The 19410-nt window shown below is 55.4% G+C and carries 21 protein-coding genes; 16 read left to right on the top strand and 5 right to left on the bottom strand.

What is annotated here, in order from left to right:
• Positions 1 to 7: 7 nt before the first annotated feature.
• The 9 genes from brxF (at position 8) to K0A93_02930 (ending at position 9162) form a co-directional block, all read left to right on the top strand.
• The gene (gene brxF, locus K0A93_02970; GenBank protein MBW6511067.1) at positions 8 to 502 is read left to right on the top strand and encodes a BREX-3 system P-loop-containing protein BrxF; all 495 of its coding nucleotides are present in this window, start codon (positions 8 to 10) and stop codon (positions 500 to 502) included.
• Positions 499 to 894 carry a four helix bundle protein gene (locus K0A93_02965; protein ID MBW6511066.1) on the top strand — a complete coding sequence of 132 codons (396 nt, stop codon included), beginning with the start codon at positions 499 to 501 and terminating at the stop codon, positions 892 to 894. Before brxF ends, K0A93_02965 begins: the two co-directional genes overlap by 4 nt.
• On the top strand, positions 891 to 4763 hold the full coding sequence (locus K0A93_02960; protein ID MBW6511065.1) for a hypothetical protein: 3873 nt from the start codon (positions 891 to 893) through the stop codon (positions 4761 to 4763). The genes K0A93_02965 and K0A93_02960 overlap by 4 nt, the downstream gene beginning before the upstream one ends.
• Positions 4705 to 4914 carry a hypothetical protein gene (locus K0A93_02955; protein MBW6511064.1) on the top strand — a complete coding sequence of 70 codons (210 nt, stop codon included), beginning with the start codon at positions 4705 to 4707 and terminating at the stop codon, positions 4912 to 4914. Before K0A93_02960 ends, K0A93_02955 begins: the two co-directional genes overlap by 59 nt.
• 3 nt (positions 4915 to 4917) lie before the next feature.
• Positions 4918 to 6768, top strand: coding sequence for a putative DNA binding domain-containing protein (locus K0A93_02950; protein MBW6511063.1), 1851 nt, complete (start codon positions 4918 to 4920; stop codon positions 6766 to 6768).
• A complete protein-coding gene (locus tag K0A93_02945; protein MBW6511062.1) occupies positions 6765 to 7154 on the top strand; it encodes a four helix bundle protein in 390 nt (129 codons plus the stop codon). Before K0A93_02950 ends, K0A93_02945 begins: the two co-directional genes overlap by 4 nt.
• Positions 7151 to 7711, top strand: coding sequence for a site-specific DNA-methyltransferase (locus K0A93_02940; GenBank protein ID MBW6511061.1), 561 nt, complete (start codon positions 7151 to 7153; stop codon positions 7709 to 7711). Before K0A93_02945 ends, K0A93_02940 begins: the two co-directional genes overlap by 4 nt.
• An 87-nt stretch (positions 7712 to 7798) precedes the next feature.
• Positions 7799 to 8434, top strand: a complete 636-nt coding sequence (locus K0A93_02935) for a YkgJ family cysteine cluster protein (protein ID MBW6511060.1) — start codon at positions 7799 to 7801, stop codon at positions 8432 to 8434.
• A gap of 71 nt (positions 8435 to 8505) precedes the next feature.
• Entirely contained in the window at positions 8506 to 9162 is a 657-nt protein-coding gene (locus tag K0A93_02930) for a hemolysin III family protein (GenBank protein ID MBW6511059.1), read from the top strand.
• Between the two features lie 502 nt (positions 9163 to 9664).
• Here K0A93_02930 and K0A93_02925 read toward each other — a convergent pair.
• On the bottom strand, positions 9665 to 10597 hold the full coding sequence (locus tag K0A93_02925) for a rhomboid family intramembrane serine protease (protein ID MBW6511058.1): 933 nt from the start codon (positions 10595 to 10597) through the stop codon (positions 9665 to 9667).
• Between the two features lie 28 nt (positions 10598 to 10625).
• Complete coding sequence (locus tag K0A93_02920; protein ID MBW6511057.1) at positions 10626 to 11561, bottom strand: AEC family transporter; 936 nt, start codon at positions 11559 to 11561, stop codon at positions 10626 to 10628.
• A 120-nt stretch (positions 11562 to 11681) separates the two neighbouring features.
• Between K0A93_02920 and K0A93_02915 the strand changes: the two genes are divergently transcribed.
• The 5 genes from K0A93_02915 to K0A93_02895 are packed head-to-tail and all read left to right on the top strand — an operon-like array spanning position 11682 to position 15948.
• A complete protein-coding gene (locus K0A93_02915) occupies positions 11682 to 12791 on the top strand; it encodes a sensor histidine kinase (GenBank protein MBW6511056.1) in 1110 nt (369 codons plus the stop codon).
• On the top strand, positions 12788 to 14167 hold the full coding sequence (locus K0A93_02910) for a sigma-54 dependent transcriptional regulator (protein ID MBW6511055.1): 1380 nt from the start codon (positions 12788 to 12790) through the stop codon (positions 14165 to 14167). Before K0A93_02915 ends, K0A93_02910 begins: the two co-directional genes overlap by 4 nt.
• 38 nt (positions 14168 to 14205) lie before the next feature.
• Entirely contained in the window at positions 14206 to 14661 is a 456-nt protein-coding gene (locus K0A93_02905; protein MBW6511054.1) for a PaaI family thioesterase, read from the top strand.
• 25 nt (positions 14662 to 14686) lie between these two features.
• Positions 14687 to 15193 carry a TlpA family protein disulfide reductase gene (locus K0A93_02900; protein MBW6511053.1) on the top strand — a complete coding sequence of 169 codons (507 nt, stop codon included), beginning with the start codon at positions 14687 to 14689 and terminating at the stop codon, positions 15191 to 15193.
• Positions 15194 to 15198: 5 nt separating this feature from the next.
• Complete coding sequence (locus K0A93_02895) at positions 15199 to 15948, top strand: cytochrome c biogenesis protein CcdA (GenBank protein MBW6511052.1); 750 nt, start codon at positions 15199 to 15201, stop codon at positions 15946 to 15948.
• 15 nt (positions 15949 to 15963) lie between these two features.
• Here K0A93_02895 and K0A93_02890 read toward each other — a convergent pair whose 3' ends face one another.
• From K0A93_02890 to nadB, 3 genes are read right to left on the bottom strand one after another with little or no spacing between them, the layout of a single operon-like run.
• Entirely contained in the window at positions 15964 to 16173 is a 210-nt protein-coding gene (locus K0A93_02890) for a hypothetical protein (GenBank protein MBW6511051.1), read from the bottom strand.
• Between the two features lie 2 nt (positions 16174 to 16175).
• On the bottom strand, positions 16176 to 16448 hold the full coding sequence (locus tag K0A93_02885; GenBank protein MBW6511050.1) for a chorismate mutase: 273 nt from the start codon (positions 16446 to 16448) through the stop codon (positions 16176 to 16178).
• 9 nt (positions 16449 to 16457) lie between these two features.
• Entirely contained in the window at positions 16458 to 18056 is a 1599-nt protein-coding gene (nadB, locus tag K0A93_02880; protein ID MBW6511049.1) for an L-aspartate oxidase, read from the bottom strand.
• 160 nt (positions 18057 to 18216) lie between these two features.
• Here nadB and K0A93_02875 point away from each other — a divergent pair, with 160 nt between their 5' ends.
• Together K0A93_02875 and pgsA are read left to right on the top strand one after the other, a co-directional pair.
• Complete coding sequence (locus K0A93_02875; protein MBW6511048.1) at positions 18217 to 18789, top strand: lytic transglycosylase domain-containing protein; 573 nt, start codon at positions 18217 to 18219, stop codon at positions 18787 to 18789.
• The gene (gene pgsA / locus K0A93_02870; GenBank protein ID MBW6511047.1) at positions 18786 to 19373 is read left to right on the top strand and encodes a CDP-diacylglycerol--glycerol-3-phosphate 3-phosphatidyltransferase; all 588 of its coding nucleotides are present in this window, start codon (positions 18786 to 18788) and stop codon (positions 19371 to 19373) included. The genes K0A93_02875 and pgsA overlap by 4 nt, the downstream gene beginning before the upstream one ends.
• Positions 19374 to 19410 lie beyond the last annotated feature (37 nt).

Below are 19410 nucleotides of genomic sequence, written 5' to 3'. Positions count from 1 at the left end.
AGCGACCATGGCCGAGCCGATTCACGACAAGATAAAACGATCCCTACAGGCAGCCGAAGGCTTGTATCACCGTCTGGTGTTGCTGGTGGGTGAGACCGGTTCCGGCAAGACCGGCGTTCTTCGGGATATTGCCGAGGAATTCGGCTCATCTGTCGTCAACGTCAATCTGGCGCTTTCAGGCGAACTGCTTGAGCTGACGGCAAAGCAGCGGTCGCTTCGGTTGCCGGGCATCCTCGATCAGATCGCGGACCAGGCTCAAGCACCGGTGGTGCTGGATAATCTCGAGATCCTCTTCGACAAGGATCTCCAGCAGGACCCCTTGCGCCTGCTGCAGTCCATTTCGAGAAATCGGGCCGTGGTGGCTTCGTGGAACGGAATCATGAATTCCGGGAGGCTTTTGTACGCCGAAACCGGCCATCCCGAGTACCGCAGCTATGACTCGGTCGATGCCCTGATTGTTGAAATCAGGGGCGAGGATTTAGGGACGAGGGGCGAGATATGAGTGTACAGAGTTACAAGGATTTGACAGTTTGGCAGAAGGCGCTGGATCTGGTGGAGATGGTTTATCAGGCGACCAAGGTTTTTCCAAAGGAAGAGTTGTACGGTTTGACGAATCAGTTGCGTCGCGCGGCCATTTCGATTCCCTCCAACATCGCTGAAGGCCATGCCAGAAGTTCAACAGCAGAATTTCTCCGTTTTTTGTCGATTGCCAAAGGCTCACTTGGCGAAATTGAAACTCAGCTGTTGATTGCCCAACGACTTGGCTATCTCTCGGAAGAGCAACTTACACCAATCCTGAATTTACAAGTGGAGATCAACAAAATGACCAATGGGCTGATGGCGAGGCTCGCCCCTAACTCCTCGCCCCTCACCCCTAAAGCGGAGCGCCCATGAAATACGGAGACCTTATCCAATTCGACCCGATTGAGTCGGTCGTTCAGTTGCGTGACGCGGACAAATCGAGCGCCGCGCAGCACCTGGTGAACACCTATGTCATTTCCGATGAAATGGCGGAACGGCTCACGCAGCTTGTCATTCCTCAGATGCAGTTCGACCAGCCGGTCGATAACAAGGGGCTGCTGGTCGTCGGTAATTACGGCACCGGTAAGTCGCACTTGATGTCGGTGTTCTCCAGCCTTGCCGCAGACGCCTCTCTGCTGGAAGGGTTGAATCACGCCGGTGTCCGCGATGCAGCCGCTCAGATTGCTGGGCGGTTCATGGTCATCCGTACCGAACTTGATGCCGTAACAATGCCTTTGCGCGATTATTTTTGCGCACAGATTGAGGAACATTTTGCAAGATGGGGGATTGAATTCGAGTTTCCCCCGCAAGATGAAACCTTGAGTCACAAGCGTGTCCTCGAAGATATGATGGATGCTTTTCTGGCCCGATTTCCAGATCAAGGCCTAATGTTTTTGGTCGATGAGCTTCTTGATTACATACGATCGAGAGATGACCATGCAATCATTCTAGATTTAGGGTTTCTTAGAGTTCTTGGAGAATTTTGCCAGGAGTCGCGCTTCCGCTTTATGGCCGGTGTCCAGGAAGCCATTTTCGATAGCCCGCGCTTCGCCTTTGTCGCCGACAGCATCCGCCGGGTGAAGGACCGCTTCGAGCAGATCCTTATCGCCCGCAGCGACGTGAAATTCGTCGTGGCCGAGCGCCTGCTCAAGAAGACCGCCGAGCAACAAGCCAAGATCCGCGACTATCTGATGCCTTTCGCCAAATACTACGGCGGGCTCAATGAGCGCATGGACGAGTTTGTCCGCCTCTTCCCGGTGCATCCCGATTACATCGACACCTTCGAGCGCGTAACCGTGGTAGAAAAACGCGAGGTACTCAAGACCCTCTCAAATGTGATGAAGTCTATCCTTGGTCACGATGTTCCGGAAATGGACTCGTCCCTCGCCCCTAACCCCTCGCCCCTGGCAAGCAACCCGCCAGGGTTGGTTGCCTTCGATAGCTATTGGGGTACCCTCAAGCAGAACGCTTCGTTCCGCGCCATTCCCGAAATCCGGGCAGTCATTGATTGCAGCCAGGTTCTGGAATCCCGCATCGAGAACGCCATCACCCGCAAACAATACAAGCCGATGGCGCTACGCCTGATCCATGCTCTGTCCGTCCACCGCCTTACCACTGGCGACATCTATGCCCCCATGGGCGCATCCGCCGAGGAGCTGCGCGACCGCCTCTGTCTGTTCGATCCGCTGATCGCCGAGCTGGGTAGCGACGAACCCGACAAGGATCTCCAGACCCATGTGGAAACGGTCCTGCGCGAGATCCACAAGACAGTCAGCGGCCAGTTCATCTCCTTCAATGCTGACAACCGCCAGTTCTATCTCGACCTGAAGAAGACCGACGACTTCGACGCCCTGATCGACAAGCGGGCCGAAAGCCTGGGTCAGGCTCAGCTCGACCGTTTCTACTACGAGGCGCTTAAGCGGGTCATGGAATGCCAGGACGCCACCTACGTGACCGGCTACAAGATCTGGCAGCATGAACTAGTCTGGCAGGAGCACAAAGCCGCCCGCTCCGGCTACCTCTTTTTCGGGGCACCGAACGAGCGCTCCACCGCCGTGCCGCAGCGGGACTTTTACCTCTACTTCTTGCCGCCGTTTGATTGTCCGAGATTTAAGGATGAGAAGAACGCTGATGAGGTCTTTCTGCGCCTGAATCTGAAAGGGGCGAGTATCGAGGGGCGAGGGGCGAGCAAAAGCAGTGCTTCTCTCGCCCCTAACCCCTCGCCCCTAACTCCTGAGGATTTCATGCACAGCTTGAAATCCTACGCGGCAGCCCTGGATCTTGCAGCCACCTCATCGGGCCATGCCAAGGCCACATACGAATCAAAGGCAAACGGCTTCCTGAAGAAGCTGGTCCAGTGGCTGCAGAAGCATATGAGCGATGCCTTTGAGGTCACCTACCAGGGCCGCGCCAAGTCCATGACCGAATGGGCCAAGGGCAAATCCATCCGCGATCTGTCCGGCCTGTCGCCTCACGAGACCATCAACTTCCGCGATCTGGTCAACACCATCGCCGGTGTTTGTCTGGCTCCGAACTTCGAGGATCAGGCCCCGGACTACCCGTTCTTCTCGGTCCTGATCACCGCTGGGAACAGAGCGCAAGCGGCCCAAGATGCCTTGCGCGGTATCGCGAATCTTGCCAACTCGTCCCTCGCCCCTCGTCCCTCGTCCCTAACAAAGCAGGCCACCGCCGTGCTGGACGCCCTGGAGCTGCTCGACGGCGAGAAGATCGACCCCTACAAGGCGAAGTTCATCAAGTTCATCCTCGATGCCGTCAAGGCCAAGGGCCACGGCCAGGTGGTGAACCGCAGCGAGATCATCCAGGACGATCACGGGCTCGAATACATGAACCCCGGTGGCACGCGGCTTGAGCCGGAATGGGTGACCGTCATCTTGGCTGCCTTGGTCTACTCCGGCGACATCGTGCTCGCCATCCCGGGCAAAAAGTTCGACGCCACCGGACTGCAGCAGCTTGCCGCGACCGGCATGGATGAACTGGTCCGCTTCAAGCACCTGGAGCAGCCGAAGGAATGGAACCTGCCCGCGCTCAAAGCGCTGTTTGAACTGCTCGGCATGACGCCGGGCATGGCCCAGCTCGTCACCCAGAGCAAGGACGAGCCGGTGCAGAACCTGCAGCAGGCGGTGGGCAAGATCGTCAAGCGCATCGTCATGACCCAGCAGACCCTGCGCGAAGGGCTCTCCTTCTGGGGATTGGATTTGGTTCAGCGTTCTGGGTTCGGAGTTCAGGGTTCAAACAACGCAGAACTAAAAACTCAGAACTCAGAACTGGAAGCCGCAAAGACTTTCTTTGAAAGTCTTCAGGCTTACTCCTCGCCGGGCAAACTGAAAAACTTCCGCTACAGCGCTCCCGAAGTGCTGGCCCACGAAAAGGCCGTGAAGGCGCTGGATGAGTTGGACGCCCTGCGCGAGTTCATCATGGACCACAGCCCGACGGCAGCTTGGCTTGCTACGGCGGAAGCCTCCGCAAGCCGCAGTTCCGAGTTCCGGGTTACGGGTTCCGAGTCAAAACCATCGGGACTGGATCTCTGGGTTGACCAAGTGAAAGCGATCAGGAGTGATGTTCTGGATTCCATTAACGCAGAACTCAAAACTCAGAACCCACAACTCGCGCATCTATCATCCAAAGTCGGCGAAAAACTTAAGAAACTCAAACGCGATTACATCAACCAATACATCTCACTTCACGCGCGCGCCCGGCTGGGGGTGAACGACGACAAGCGCAAGGCCGGACTGCTCAACGACCAGCGCCTGCAAACCCTGCTCAAACTGGCTGGTATCGACCTGATGCCCCGGCAGCAGCTCACCGATTACCAGAACCGCCTGGCTGGACTGAAAAGCTGCTTTGCCCTGACCGAGCAAAACCTCGACGCCTCGCCCATCTGCCCGCATTGCCAATTTCGGCCTGCGACCGAAATGAGTGCGGAGTACGGAGTGCGAAGTGCGGAAACCTCGCACCACGCACCACGCACCACGCACCACGCACTTGAGCAATGCCGCCGCCATGCTCAACGCACTGGACGACGAACTCGACAGGATGCTGGAAAACTGGACCAGGACGTTGCTCGCCAACCTGGAGGACCCGATCACCCAGGCCAATATGGATCTGCTGAAGATCGACGACCGCGAACCGCTGGAGGCTTTCATCAAATCGAAGGAACTGCCGGTGCCGCTGGACAGCAACTTCGTTCACGCCCTGAAGGAAGTACTCTCCGGCCTGGTTAAGGTCACCGTCAAGGCGCAGGAGCTGCAACAGGCCCTGCAAGTCACCGCTGGCCCGGCCACCCCGGCGGAGATGAAAAAACGCTTTGAGGAGTACATTGATCAACTCACCAAGGGCAAGGACCCGGCCAAGGTTCGGATTGTCGTGGAGTAAGGCATGACCCGAGAGGAACTGATCGCCCGGCTGAGGGGCTACGAGTGGACGGATTTCGAGTGCAAAAAAGCTCGATCAGAGGTACCCAAGGATGCCTATTCCACTGTCAGCGCCTTCGCCAACACGCAAGGTGGTTGGTTGCTGTTCGGCGTCTCGGAACAGGATGGCGAGCTCAAGGTCACCGGCGTTGATCCAAAGGCCTTTGACCGGGTGCAGGATGCCTTCCTGACCACCCTGCGCGGCGGGCAAAAGCTCAATCAGATCGTTCATGCCGAGCCCCATGTGTATGAGCTTGATGACAAGCGGATCCTGGCGTTTTTCATCCCGGAGGCCGGGCGTTACCAGAAGCCGGTGTATCTGAACCGCAATCCGCGAGACAGCTTTCTCCGCCGGGCGGCGCGCGACGAACGCATGACGGACAATGAGCTGCAGCGCTTCCTGCGTGATGCCGCCGAAAAATCATGGGACGGCGCTGCCTGTGACTTCAATCTCGAAAGGGACGTGGATCGGGAAACGCTGGACTGGTACCGGGAGCAGTTCTTCCGACGCAATCCGGAACAACGACAGATATCAAATCCGACGGAGTTCCTATTGGAGTGGAATTTTGCGGTGCACCAGTCGGGCAAACCGGCGCTGACCCGGGCTGCCATCCTGATGTTTGGCACCGATCGCAGCGTGCGAGCGCTGCTTCCCCGTCCTGTTTTGGATTACCAGCGCATCGATACCCGATTCGAAAGCTGGTCTGCCGATGAGCGCTGGCACGACCGCATGGTATTCGAGGAGAACCTGTTTAAGACCTGGCGCGGTCTGGTGGCCAAATACTCTCGCATTGCGGAGCACCCCTTCAAAGTCGATCCGACAACCCTGCGCCGCGACGACGACCCGCCCGACTACATCGCCTTTCGTGAAGCGGCGATCAACCTGCTGATTCATCAGGACTACGGCGATCACCACCGCAAGGCATCCATCAAGTGGTTCACCGACCAGACTCGGTTCTGGAATCCCGGCGATGCCTTCGCGACCACAGCACAACTGCTGGAATCCAACGAAAAGGAAATTCGCAATCCGTTGATCGTCAACGCCTTCCGGCGCATCGGCCTCAGTGACCAGGCCGGTACCGGAATTCGAGCCATTCTGCGGAACTGGCACGAACTGGGGTTCCGCCCACCGCAAATTCTGAACGACAAGTCAGCCAAGAGCTTTCAGCTGATCCTGAGTCAGGTGCCTCTGATGACGGAATCCATGCGGCGTTTCCAGGCCAGCCTCGGCGTGCGGCTAGCCCCGGAACAGGCGGAGGTGCTGGCGCTGGCGGCCGATCAGGAGAATGTGACAGTGGTCGACGCCGCGATGGCGGCCGGAGGCAACCTCCAAAAAGCGCACGAGGCAATCCGCTTCCTCATTGGCCAGCGACTGCTGGCGGCGCTCGACGACGATACGGCTACCCTAGCCGAGCCCATCAGGAAGCGTCTCGATCTACAGGAAAAAGAAGCTGCTGATGACGGCACCGGACAAGTCACCGGACAAGTCACCGGACAAGTCACCGGACAAGTCACCGGACAAGTCACCGGACAAGTCACCGGACAAGTCACCGGACAAGTCACCGGACAAGTCACCGGACAAGTGGAAGACTGGGTCATCGAGATCCTGTCCGCTTGTCTGGAACCGAAAAAAAGCGCTGAAATTCAACAAATAACAGGCATGAAGCATCGGGAAACCTTCCAGCGCAACTATCTCGACCGCTTACTGAACGACAGACTACTTGTCCGGACCATCGCGGAGAAGCCGCGAAGCCGATTGCAGGCGTACCGCACCACGGACAAGGGCGTGGCCTTACTAAAGGCGATTCAGAAATGAGCGTATTTCAGCGATTCGAGGACATAGAAGCCTGGCAAAAGGCCCGCGCACTGACCAAGGCAGTTTACGCCCTGTCAAACGACGGCCAATTTGCCCGAGACTTCGGATTGCGAGACCAAATCCGCAGAGCGTCGGTCTCTATCATGTCCAACATCGCTGAAGGCTTCGGCAGAGGCGGCAACAAGGAGTTCATGCAATTCCTTTCAACCGCCAAAGGATCAGCATCCGAAGTCCAAGCCCAGCTCTATGTCGCCCTCGACGCTGGCTACATAAACCAAGATCAATTCAAAAAACTCTATTCGGAAACCGAAGCAACGGCGCGGATGATCGCTGGACTGTTGCGGTATTTACAGAACAGCGATTTCAAGGGAGCCAAGTACAAATGAAACAGGACGAGCTTTTCAACTCAGAACACGGAACCCAGAACACAGAACCGCAACCGGTCACATGCCTGGGCATCGAATTCCCCAACGATGAAGCGCGACGCAAACACTTCACAGAACTCCTCCGTGAACGGTTGCGCGACCCGGAGTTTCGCAAGATTGAAGGCTTTCCCATCGGCAGCGACGAGGACATCCTGAATCTGAGTGATCCGCCGTATTACACCGCCTGCCCGAACCCGTGGATAGCCGACTTTATTGCCAAGTGGGAAGCGTGGAAAGAAAGTGACGAGGGACGAGTGGCGAGGGGCGAGAAAGAAGTCTCTAACCACTCGCCACTAACCACTCGCCACTATCACAGAGAGCCATTTGCGGCTGATGTTAGTGAAGGAAAACAAGATCCAATATACAACGCACATTCGTACCATACGAAAGTTCCTTACAAAGCCATCATGCGTTACATCCTCCACTACACGCAGCCGGGGGATATAGTATTTGACGGGTTTTGCGGAACCGGCATGACAGGTGTGGACGATGAGCTGTTGAAATTGAAGGGCAACTAAATAACCCGTTTTGTGGCATTCATGAGTCAGTAGTTGATGGCAAAGCATTACCATCATGCTGGTATCAATTATACAGGAATACGCCTTATGGAAGAGATTCTGAACCGTTATCAGCAGCTGCTCGAAACCGTCGACATCTGGTTCGCCCGCTCCCGGGCGCGGGCCGCTGATCAGGTGCGCTGCTCTCGCGGTTGTTCCGCCTGTTGCCGGGGGCTGTTCGACATTACCTTGCTCGATGCCCGGCTGCTGCAAGCCGGTTTCGCCCGGCTCTCCATTGCACAGCAGGAAATCGCCCTGGTTAAGGCGCGGGAGCGGCTGGCGCAGTTGCAAGACAAATGGCCCGGCTTCGACCATCCCTTTACCCTCAATCATCTCCCAGACGAAGAGTGGGTCGAGATGCCGGAAGATGATGAGACGCCATGTCCGTTGCTCGTTGCTGACCAATGTCTGGTTTACGAATATCGACCGCTGATCTGCCGTTCACACGGTATTCCGCATATTGACCACAGTGGCGAAGTCTTTGATGACAGCTGGTGTACGCGTAACTTTCCAGCGACCGACCCGCTGCTCATGACCGAACTGCGCTGGCATTTTCGCACCACCTATGCAAACGAAATCCAGCTTTTTCGGTGTTTCACGACGAAGTTGCTTGGTCACCCGGTGAGTGAGCTGGACACCTTTATCCCCGTCGCATTGCTGATCAACTTCGATGGTTTTGCTTAGCCATCCATTTTTTGGGCGATTACATCAAGTGGTGCAGAGCATAGCTGAACCCCGCAACCCGGAAAAAGGTTATGAAAAACGATCAATCGGCGCATCAATACTCACCGCGAGAAGAGAAAATCAATATTATTTCTCATGCCTTCGGCCTGATCCTGAGCTGCGGCGCAACAGCGTTATTAGTCACCGCTGCGGCGCTGTACGGTACAGTCTGGCATATTGTCAGTTTCAGCCTGTTCGGCGCAAGTTTGATCATCCTTTATGCGGCATCAACCTGTTATCACACCGCGACCAGTCGGGAACGGCGGCACCGCCTGAAGATTTTTGATCACGCGGCAATTTATGTGCTCATTGCCGGAACCTATACCCCCTTTACACTGGTCACTCTCAACGGCACAATCGGCTGGATTCTGTTCGGCGTTACCTGGGGCATTGCGCTGATCGGTGTCACCCTGAAGCTGTTTTATACCGGACGTTATGACATCATCTCGACCCTCATGTACATCCTGATGGGGTGGGTCATTGTTTTCGCGATCAAGCCGCTGCTGAGTAACTTCCCGTTTTCAGGCTTTCTCTGGTTGCTCAGCGGCGGTATTGCTTACACCCTCGGTGCGATTTTCTATAGCATCAAGCAGATAAAATTCAATCACGCACTCTTTCACCTTCTGGTTCTTGTCGGCAGTTTCTGTCATTTTATCTCGGTCTTCTTTTACGTTTTACCCCGGCACTGATTCACCGTTGCGGCGGTCGTGTTGATTTCAATCGAGTGTGCACCGGGAGACAGATTAAAACGGTTGCTGAAGCAGAATGGATTAGTGTCATGAAATACAGTCCTGATATCCACCATCGACGTTCTATACGATTGCGGGGTTACGATTATTCCCAGGCTGGTGCGTATTTCGTAACCATTTGCACCCAGAACCGGGAATGCCTGTTTGGGGATGTCGTGACAGGGAAATGCGGTTGAATGATGCGGGGGAAATGGTTGAAATGGTTTGGAACGCCATACCAGCGAATTATCCAGGTGTCAATATCGATCAAATTGTAATCATGCCCAACCAATCCACGGAATTAACGTGACCGTAGGGGCGGCCCCCTGTGGCCGCCCTGATTTAGGGCAACCACAGGGGGTTGCCCCGACGGGATTATCATTTCCGGACGTGGTACATCGGTTTAAAACCATGAGGTACGTTGACGGGCTGATTCCGTTGCACGGCGGATTAACCCCCCGCCTCAGCGCAGCAACGCCAGCGCCCAGCAACCAACCACCGTCAGCCAGCATCCTGCCGCCAGCAGTGTGTTGACTAAGGGGCTCGGTCGTTGGCGTTTTTTAAACCACAGGCCGACGCTGACCCCCAGCACCAGACCGCTGCCGAAGCCGAACAGATGCGCGCCGATATCGGTGGTTTCTTCCCCGACGCCAAGCATCGCCAAAAGCGCGCAACCGGCGGCAAAGGGAAGAAGTTGACGACTGCCGAGGTGGTGGCGGTAGCGCAGGAAATTGTATGTCGTGACGATGCCGAGAACGCCGAAGACGGCGGTTGATGCACCAACTGATCGATGCGCTGGATGTTGCAGCCAGGCGTTGAGCAGATTGCCCGTTGTCCCGACCAGCAGGCACAAGGTCCAGGCCAGACCGTTGCCGAATTCGCGGGCGAGCCAGAAGATGAAAATCCCGCCGACTATCACGTTGCCGAAGAGGTGCAAACCATCGGCGTGGAGGGTCAGTGCGGTTACGGCGCGCCACCATTCTCCGTTCATGATCAGGTCGGCGTGGGCATTGCCCAGACTGTTCCAGTGCACCGGATGATGCCCGGCAAGATTGATCTGCTGGAGAGTCAGGTCATAAAACAGGCCGACAAGGGTAAGTGTTGTCAGGGTGCCGAGGAGGGCCTCTGCCGGGGCCGCAGGAAGGGGCAGGGGCGGTGGCCAGCCACGATTTTCAGTGCTGTGAAGTTGCAGTTGCCGGAGTGCTTCAGCATAGTGTTCAGCCGGGACACGTAATTGATAGCCTTGCTCACAACGGTCGGTTGAGTGTGGAATCATTCGTGCGGAGAGAACCAGTACGCGCAGACGTGCCTGGCGGCGGGTGATGAAAGGGGAGCTGTCCTGGTGCAGAAGGTCGGCGGGAAGGGGGCGCCAGTTGGTGGTGTCTGGTGTGTCCATGAGTAGCGTCACGTGTTCCGGCGGCGATTCACGCCCCGAGGAGCAACAGGATCAACGTATAGCTGAACGCCGAAGCCAGGGTAGAGAGCATGATAATCGAACCAGAGAGTTGTGCGTCGCCTTTAAGTTGGTGGGCCAGAATGTAGTTGGCGGTGGCTGACGGTGTCCCGGCAAGGACGATCCCGACCGCCAGGTTGAGCCCCTCAACCCCGAGCAGCGTCAACAGAAAAGCGGCAAGGAGCGGGACACCGATCAACTTGAACAGTGTCGCGATTGATGCTGCAACCAGATCACCGCGCAGCCGCGCGGCAGAAAATGATCCGCCGATGGCGAGCAGTGCCAGCGGCAGCGTCATGCCGCCGACGATCCGCAATCCACCTTCAACCGCGACCGGCAGCGACCAGTTGAAAAAACTCCAGGCAATGCCGAGAAAAGAAGCGATGATCAGCGGGTTGAGTGCCAGTTGCCTGACCCAGAATATCGCCGGAGTGCCTGCTTCATTGCCGCGCTGTGGCAGCAGGAGAGCACTGATCGCGCAGAGGTTGAGGACCGGCACCAGAAAGCCCATCAGAATACCGGCGCGGGTCAGGCCCGGTTCTCCGTAGGCGTTAAACGCAATCGCCAGTCCGACATAAGCAAGATTCCCGCGAAACGCCCCTTGACTGAAAGCACCGCGCATTGCCGGGGCGTAGCCACGCAGGGTGGCATAGCCATAGGCAAGAAAGAAAGCCAGAACAATCGCCAGGGACGAGCCCAGAACCAGTCGCGCATCGAAATTTGCACGGAAATCAGCCGTTCCGATCTTGTAAAAGAGGAGCAGCGGGAGGGCCACATAAAAGACCAGCCGGTTGGTTTGCTGGAGAAATTCCTCGTTGATCAGACGCAGATATTTGAGCAGCGCACCGAGACCGATGACCAGAAAAACGGGGAGCACGATGTTGAGGATGGCAATGAAATTGGTCATTCACTTCCTCCTGAAGGTCTTCACAATACAATGGAAGCCTCACCCTGTCCATGCCAAATAACCGGTCACAAGTGAGTGATAAAACTTGAATGTCGAATCATCCGGTATTAGTATGAGCGGATGAATAAAGGGAATAATCTGCGCCTTGCGACGTTGGTCATGCTCGTCATCCTGATCTCGTCGCTGCACTATTTCACAACCACCCAGTTACCGCAGTTTCACGACGTTTATCGACGGCTTTACTATATCCCGATCGTACTCGGCGGGCTGTGGTTCGGTTTGCGCGGTGGTCTGGGCGTTTCTCTGGCGGCTTCCTTGCTCTACGCTCCCCATATCGTCTTCCAATGGGGGCACCATCCGGCATCCAGCCCCGAGAAGTTTCTTGAAATCATGCTCTACAATATCATCGGGGGGTTGACCGGTTTTCTGGCCGCGCGTGAACGCGAGCAGAAAATCAAATATCAACGGGCCGCACAGCGGCTGGAACACAGCTATGACAAGCTGCGCGAACAGGCGGACCAGATTCTCGATATTGAAGAGCAATTGCGTCGTGCTGATCGTTTGTCGGCGCTGGGTGAATTGTCGGCGGGAATGGCGCATGAAATCCGCAACCCCCTGGGGTCGATCCGCGGGACCGCTGAAATCTTGCGCGACGGGGTCAAGCCGGATGATCGTCATTACGAATTTGCGAACATCCTGATTCGTGAGGTCGATCGACTGAATCAGGTTGTCGGTGATTTTCTCAACTTTGCCCGCCCGCAATCAAGTGAGCGTGGTCATTTTGATCTGGTCAATGTGCTGCGCGAGGTGCTGGTGCTGACCGGTCAGCAGGCGCGGGCCAATCATGTCACGCTGAACTTCACGCCGCAAAGTCCGTGTCCCTTGCCGGGGGACGCCGAGCAGCTCAAACAGGTTTTTTTAAATCTGGTTCTGAATGCACTTCAGGCCATGCCGCAGGGGGGATCACTCGATATTGAGATTGACGTCAGGGAGGTGGTAACGATTCGCTTTCGTGACACGGGTCAGGGGATCCCCGTCGCTCATCTTGACAAGATTTTCAACCCGTTTTTTACCTCCCGCAGTGAAGGAACCGGCCTTGGCCTGGCGATCACCCATCGGATTGTTCAGGGGCATGGCGGGCGCATTGATGTCGCAAGCAAAGTGGGGCAAGGGACGACGTTCACTCTTGTTCTGCCGCTCAACACCAGCGACAAAGAACGGACATTATGAGCGAAAGCAAGGTGCAACCGGGACCGGTGTTGATTGTCGATGATGATGATTCGCTGCGGCGGGTTATGGAATACACCCTTACTGAAGCCGGTTATCGCATATTGACCGCAGCCAGCGGTGAACAGGGCCTGGACCTTTTTCACAGCGTCTATCCGTCAGTGGTCATCACCGATCTGCAGATGCCGGGGAAGAGCGGCTATGATGTCCTCAAGGAGATCAAGCATACTCGTCCGGAAACCCTTGTTGTGGTGATTACGGCTTATGGTACGGTCGATAAAGCGGTCGAAGCGATGAAACTCGGTGCCTATGATTTTCTCACCAAACCGTTCAGTCAGGATGAGTTGCGCCTGGTTATTGCCAATGCCAGCGCTTTTCGTGCGATGCGTGATGAAAATCGCAAACTGAAGGAAAAACTGGCGACCAGAATCGATTTTTCGCGTATTGTCGGCACGTCCACGGCGATGCGTGAAGTTTTTGATGTGGTACGGCGGGTCGCTTCAAGTGAAGCGACGGTGCTGATTTCCGGCGAATCGGGGACGGGCAAGGAGTTGATTGCCGCTGCGCTGCATCACGGCAGTGAACGTGCAGCGGAAGCTTTTATCCCTGTCAACTGCGCGGCAATTCCGGCAGAGCTGCTCGAAAGCGAACTTTTCGGGCATGTCAAGGGCGCTTTTACCGGAGCGATTCGTGATCGCCCTGGTAAATTCGAGTTGGCAAACGGGGGCACGTTGTTTCTTGACGAGGTCGGAGAATTGCCGTTGGTTCTTCAGCCCAAACTGTTGCGCGCCATCCAGGAGCGCGAAATCACTCCGGTCGGCGGGATGGCAAGGAAGGTTGATGTGCGGCTGATCGCCGCGACCAATCGAGATCTGGCTGCGGCGTGTGCTGAAGGTGATTTTCGCGAAGATCTTTATTATCGCCTGGCGGTTATTCCGTTGCATCTGCCTCCGTTGCGTGAGCGTCGTGACGATATTCCGTTGCTGGTGCGCCATTTTTTTGATAAACACGCCAAAGGCGTTGCGGTGTCGATCAGTGACGATGCGCTTGCCGAGCTGTGCGCGGCGAGCTGGCCGGGGAACGTTCGGGAACTGGAAAACACCATCGAACGGTTGTTGATCATGCGGCGTAGTGACCGCCTTGAACGCGCTGACCTGTCCGGTTCCAGAACGCAGTCGCGACATAAAACAGCCAGTGCGGTGCTCAACCTTCCCGATGACGGGTTCTCCCTTGAAGAGCTTGAAAAAATGGCGGTGCTCGAAGCGTTACGCCGCAATCACTGGAACCAGACCCGCGCGGCCGATTTTTTGCGTATTCCACGACATACGTTGATTTATCGCATCGAGAAGTATGCATTGAAAAGGAACGGAGAAGAGTAAATGCGCCGTCGCCAAAACAGGAGAACAGCGTGAGATATCTGGTCGATGAAAATCTTCCGCGGGTGCCGGATGAGGAGCAATTTACGTTGGATGGCTGGATCGATCTTGCCCCTTTCGAACGGCTGATTGGCCTTGTCATCGAACGGGCCGAAGCGGGGCAGGCCGTTTTGCATCTCCCTTTTACGGTCAAATTATCGCAGGGGGGCGGGGTGATGCATGGTGGAGCGTTGACGACACTGGCGGATACTGCCGTGGCGATGGCCATAAAATCGTTGTTGCCGGAAGGAACCCGCTTTGCGACCACCGAATTGAACAGTCGTTTTCTGGCCCCGCTTCTCGCTGGACGGGTCACTGCACATGCGCGGATCAGCGCCCCCGAAGGACGCACTTTTAGCGGTGAAGCAGTGTTGACAGATGAGGATGGTCGGTCAATCATGACCTTCAGCGCAATTTTCAGGGTGGCCAAAGGATCACCGCTGCCCGATAACATCTGACTTTATTTTTTTGAAAGGTCGATTGATGAAGCGATTTGTTTTTACTGCCGTTGTGATATTATTGCTCGCCACGATAACTCCGTGTCTTTCCGCTGAATTTGCAGTGATCGGCGCAGAAGCCCCGGATTTTTCACTCCTTAGTATGAGCGGCGAGAAGGTTGCTCTGCGTGATTATCGTGGCAAGGCCGTAGTCCTTAACTTTTGGGCGACCTGGTGTCCCCCCTGTCGCGCCGAAATGCCGTCGATGGAGGAGTTGAGCACGCTGCTGGTTGCTGAAGATTTTGTGATGCTCGCGGTCAACGTCGAACGTGACGGGCGTAACAAGGTCGCCGCGTTTCTGCGTGACCGCCCCCATTCGTTTCCCATCCTCCTTGATGAAGATGGCCGCGTCCAGCGCAGCTACGGTGTCTATCGTTATCCCGAAACCTTTATCATTCGGCGCGACGGGATTATTGCCGACAAGGTGATTGGGGCAATCGACTGGAGTGATGCGAAAATCGTTGAGTTCCTGCGTTTTTTGAGTAAAGGCTGAAGGACATGGAGACCGGTGCCGATATTACTGTCTGGATTGCTTTTACTGCGGGGGTGTTGTCGTTTTTTTCGCCGTGTGTCCTGCCGCTGATTCCGTCTTATATCACCTATATCACCGGTCTCTCCTTTGCCGAGGTCAATGCTGAGCAGCAGAGTCAACGGATTCGGCTGGTTATCTTTCTGCATTCATGCGTCTTTGTCATGGGATTTTCTGTCATCTTTATGACTCTGGGGGGGCTTGCCGGGTTCGCTTCAGCCAGATTTCAGGCGTATCTGCACGACGGGCTGACCTGGATACAGCGCGGCGGAGGTCTGCTGATCTTTCTCTTCGGGGTGCATTTGAGTGGACTTTTCCACTTTGGGGTACTGCTTGGTGACAAGCGCCTGCATTTACGTAACAAGCCCGGTGGATTTTTGGGGACATTCGTTGTTGGTCTCGCTTTTGCGGCGGGGTGGACACCGTGCATCGGGCCGATTCTGGGCAGTATTCTGGCGGTGGTTGCCGGATCCTCTCAAGGGGTCGGTAGCGGGATCGGTTTGCTGGCGGTTTATTCAGCCGGGCTTGGTGTTCCGTTTATTGTTTCCGGTGTTCTGTTCCATCTGTTTATCACGTTCTTTGACCGTTTTCGTCAACACATCCGGCTGGTGGAGATTTTTACCGGCGGGCTGCTGATGGTCGTGGGGATTTTGCTCTTCTTCGATTTTTTCAAAGCGGTCACCAACTATCTGCTGCGCTGGTTGCCGGTGCTGGGCTGAAATCGGGTGTTGCTGTCAGTCCTCGCTGGGGATGCGGAAGACTTCCAGAACACCCGCCAGCGATTTCAGCTCTTCAGCGGTAATTTGTGTTGCGTCACCGATGACACCGATAATAACCCGATTTGTCCCTGTCGATTGATGAAAATCGAAATCGCGATTGACCAGATATTCCTTGACACTGCGCAGTTCATTTTCAGCCACGTTTTTTTTCATAATAATCAGCATTGCTATAAACCTTTCGTACGCAGTCGTTCCAGGCGGCGGGATTCGTCGATAACGCGTTCAAAGAGACGAACAATGGCATCATTTTCCAACGGGCCACCGTTTGCCGCACTCATCGCTTCAAAGATGCGTTTCTCGCGTGCCGGGTCATAGACCGGCAGCCCCTTTTCTTTTTTGATCTCGCCGATAGCCAGCGCCAGCGCCGCACGTTCATTGAAAATGCGCAGCAATTCCCGATCAAGTTCATCTATGCGTTTGCGAACATCGTCAATCAACACAGCCTGCTCCTAGAAGGTTTTCCGAATCAGGGTATCCTTTTTACAACGGATGTCATCGGTTTCGGGATAGTCGATCGTATAATGCAAACCACGACTTTCCTTGCGGGTCAGGGCGCAACGGACAATGAGCTCGGCCACCGTGGTGATGTTGCGCAGTTCAATCAGGTCCGAAGTCACCTTGAAATCCCAGTAATAATCGTTGATCTCTTCCTTGACCATCTGGATGCGGCGGAGTGCGCGGACCAGCCGTTTGGTGGAACGCACAATGCCGACATAATTCCACATCGAACGACGAATTTCGTCCCAGTTGTGAGCCACTACCACCTCTTCATCACTGTCGACCGCACCGCCACTGTCCCAGGGATGGATCGAGGGGTAGGGGGGGTATTTCTCGCTGAGCCGTGACAATGTGCGTTGTGCGGCGCGATTACCGTAGACGGCACCTTCAAGCAGGCTGTTACTGGCCAGACGGTTGGCCCCGTGCAGCCCGGTACAGGATGTCTCGCCAATTGCGAAGAGATTGAAAATGTCAGTTTCGCCATGTTCATCAACGACGACTCCGCCGCAGAGGTAGTGGGCGGCCGGAACGACCGGAATCGGTTCCGTCGCCATATCGATGCCGAACGAATTGCAGGTTTCATAAATATTCGGGAAACGGTCTTTGATATAAGCGGCCCCGGCATGGGTGATATCGAGATAGACGCAGTCATCGCCATGCTTTTTCATTTCGCTGTCAATCGCGCGGGCGACTATGTCACGGGGGGCAAGATCTTTGAGCTGATGATATTCCGCCATAAATGCAGTTCCGTCAGCGCGCCGCAAGACGGCACCTTCACCGCGTACCGCTTCTGAAATCAGAAATGATTTGGCATGCGGGTGGTAGAGGGTCGTCGGATGAAATTGCATGAATTCCATATTGGCGATCGTTGCCCCGGCCCGGTACGCCATGGCGACCCCGTCCCCGGTGGCAACATCGGGGTTGCAGGTGTAGAGGTAAACCTTGCCGGCACCGCCGGTGGCCAGAGTTGTTGTGTGGGCACCAAACGTCACCACTTCACCGGTAGCGGTGTTGAGCACATAGGCTCCGAGGCAGCGATTCGGTTTCATGCGCCGCTGCAAGATCTTGGCTTCGGTAATCAGGTCGACGGCAATATGATTTTCGTACACAGTAATATTCGGGTGAGCGCGCACGGCCTCGACCAGCGCGCGTTCAATCTCTTGCCCGGTGACATCCTTGACGTAAAGGATGCGGCGATGGCTGTGTCCGCCTTCGCGGGTGAGATCGAAATGGATGCCGTCGGAACTGGAAAAACGCACCCCCCACTTGACCAGATCCTGAATTGCCTGCGGCCCGGCGGCGACGATCATTTTGACAATATCGTCGTGAGAAAGGAAGCACCCGGCCACCATTGTGTCGTGTTCATGCTCAGCAAAGGAATCGTCTTCGGCCGTAACGGCCGCAAGCCCCCCTTGCGCCATGGCGGTTGCGGTGATATCCATTGTTCGCTTGGTAATAATCGCCACGGTCGCGGTATCTGCAACCTTTAGTGCATAGGAAAGACCGGCAATACCGCTGCCGATAACCAGACAGTCTGCTGTGATTTTCATGATTGAATCCTGCTCGGGTTGATGTCGCTGTCATTCAAGAGTTCCGATTATCGGTCCGTATATCCGCGTTGTCAAGCACTCGTGGCAGCCTTACGGTTTAACTGATTGATATATTGGAAAAGTTTCGATATATTGTCAGTTTAGAGGAAGGACTTCAGGGATGTACTTGCGTGTTGCACCGATGATTCTGTGTTTTGTTGTTGTCTTCGCCGTCTCATCGGCAGGTGCGGATATCTACAAGTATGTCGATGCCAATGGCGTGGTTCACTTCACCGACTGTCCAACGACCAATCGTTTTCGTATGTATCGCCCGGATGCCGTCGATTCATTGCAGGCGGTGAGCCGTTGGGTGCGTCATTATGCTTCTGTCTATCGGCTCGAAGCGGCGCTGGTGCATGCTGTCATCAAGGCGGAAAGCAATTACGATCCCCAGGCGGTGTCTTCCAAGGGGGCGTGCGGCATCATGCAGATCGAACCGAAAACCGCGCGCCATCTCGGGGTGACCGATCCCTTCGACCCGCGCGAAGCGATTCGCGGCGGAAGCTCTTATCTGCGTCAATTACTCGACCGTTTCCAGGGCAATCTCGATCTGGCCCTGGCGGCGTACAATGCCGGCCCGACCGCTGTCACCCACTATGGTGGTGTTCCACCGTATCCGGAAACCCGCAATTACATCAAAAAAGTCAAGCGCTTTATGCGTGATTACAAGTCTGGCAAGGACATGGTTTTATGAATCTGCGTACCGGGCGCTTTAATTTGCCGAACCTGCTGACCCTGGCACGGATTGCTGCTGTCCCGGTGGTGGTCATCCTGCTCTTCTTTGACGGCCGTCAGAGCGGTCTGTGGGCAGCGGCGGTCTTTTCCCTTGCTGCCATAACCGACTGGCTCGATGGCTGGCTGGCGCGCAAATGGCAAGTGGTGTCGGTGCTCGGCAAATTTCTTGATCCGTTGGCCGACAAACTGATCGTCATGGCCGCTTTTATCATGATGATTCCGCTGGGACGTGTTCCGGCCTGGGCCGTTTTTCTGATTCTGGCGCGGGACATCATCGTTTCCGGCCTGCGTTCCATCGCCTCCTCCGAAGGGGTGGTGATCGATGCGAGTGACCTGGGCAAATACAAGACCATCTTCCAGATGGTCGCGGTAATCGGGCTGATGCTGCACTATGATTACTACTGGTTGTTCGGGTTGCGGTGGGAGATTTTTCATGTCTCAATGCACAATGTCGGAAGCTTTTTCTTCTATCTTTCGTTTATTATGACATTATGGTCCGGAATCGACTATCTGATTAAATTCTTTAAGATAATTGACCGTTAATGGTTTTTCTTGATGGGGAAACTTTTTGTTTGACTTG

Source organism: Desulfuromonadaceae bacterium (assembly GCA_019429445.1).
Classification (GTDB): Bacteria; Desulfobacterota; Desulfuromonadia; order Desulfuromonadales; family JAHYIW01; genus JAHYIW01.
Note: the sequence above shows the minus strand (reverse complement) of the source record. Positions and strands in the feature narration are given on the sequence as shown.

Bases quoted from the DNA above. Each gene is read 5' to 3' on its own strand.
- K0A93_02915 (MBW6511056.1), top strand. From the start codon at position 11,682: ATGAATAAAGGGAATAATCTGCGCCTTGCGACGTTGGTCATGCTCGTC.
- K0A93_02890 (MBW6511051.1), bottom strand. From the start codon at position 16,173: ATGCTGATTATTATGAAAAAAAACGTGGCTGAAAATGAACTGCGCAGT.
- K0A93_02945 (MBW6511062.1), top strand. From the start codon at position 6,765: ATGAGCGTATTTCAGCGATTCGAGGACATAGAAGCCTGGCAAAAGGCC.
- K0A93_02965 (MBW6511066.1), top strand. From the start codon at position 499: ATGAGTGTACAGAGTTACAAGGATTTGACAGTTTGGCAGAAGGCGCTG.
- K0A93_02925 (MBW6511058.1), bottom strand. From the start codon at position 10,597: ATGGACACACCAGACACCACCAACTGGCGCCCCCTTCCCGCCGACCTT.
- K0A93_02940 (MBW6511061.1), top strand. From the start codon at position 7,151: ATGAAACAGGACGAGCTTTTCAACTCAGAACACGGAACCCAGAACACA.
- K0A93_02910 (MBW6511055.1), top strand. From the start codon at position 12,788: ATGAGCGAAAGCAAGGTGCAACCGGGACCGGTGTTGATTGTCGATGAT.
- K0A93_02895 (MBW6511052.1), top strand. From the start codon at position 15,199: ATGGAGACCGGTGCCGATATTACTGTCTGGATTGCTTTTACTGCGGGG.
- K0A93_02960 (MBW6511065.1), top strand. From the start codon at position 891: ATGAAATACGGAGACCTTATCCAATTCGACCCGATTGAGTCGGTCGTT.
- K0A93_02875 (MBW6511048.1), top strand. From the start codon at position 18,217: ATGTACTTGCGTGTTGCACCGATGATTCTGTGTTTTGTTGTTGTCTTC.
- K0A93_02930 (MBW6511059.1), top strand. From the start codon at position 8,506: ATGAAAAACGATCAATCGGCGCATCAATACTCACCGCGAGAAGAGAAA.
- K0A93_02950 (MBW6511063.1), top strand. From the start codon at position 4,918: ATGACCCGAGAGGAACTGATCGCCCGGCTGAGGGGCTACGAGTGGACG.
- K0A93_02920 (MBW6511057.1), bottom strand. From the start codon at position 11,561: ATGACCAATTTCATTGCCATCCTCAACATCGTGCTCCCCGTTTTTCTG.
- pgsA (MBW6511047.1), top strand. From the start codon at position 18,786: ATGAATCTGCGTACCGGGCGCTTTAATTTGCCGAACCTGCTGACCCTG.
- brxF (MBW6511067.1), top strand. From the start codon at position 8: ATGGCCGAGCCGATTCACGACAAGATAAAACGATCCCTACAGGCAGCC.
- K0A93_02935 (MBW6511060.1), top strand. From the start codon at position 7,799: ATGGAAGAGATTCTGAACCGTTATCAGCAGCTGCTCGAAACCGTCGAC.
- nadB (MBW6511049.1), bottom strand. From the start codon at position 18,056: ATGAAAATCACAGCAGACTGTCTGGTTATCGGCAGCGGTATTGCCGGT.
- K0A93_02900 (MBW6511053.1), top strand. From the start codon at position 14,687: ATGAAGCGATTTGTTTTTACTGCCGTTGTGATATTATTGCTCGCCACG.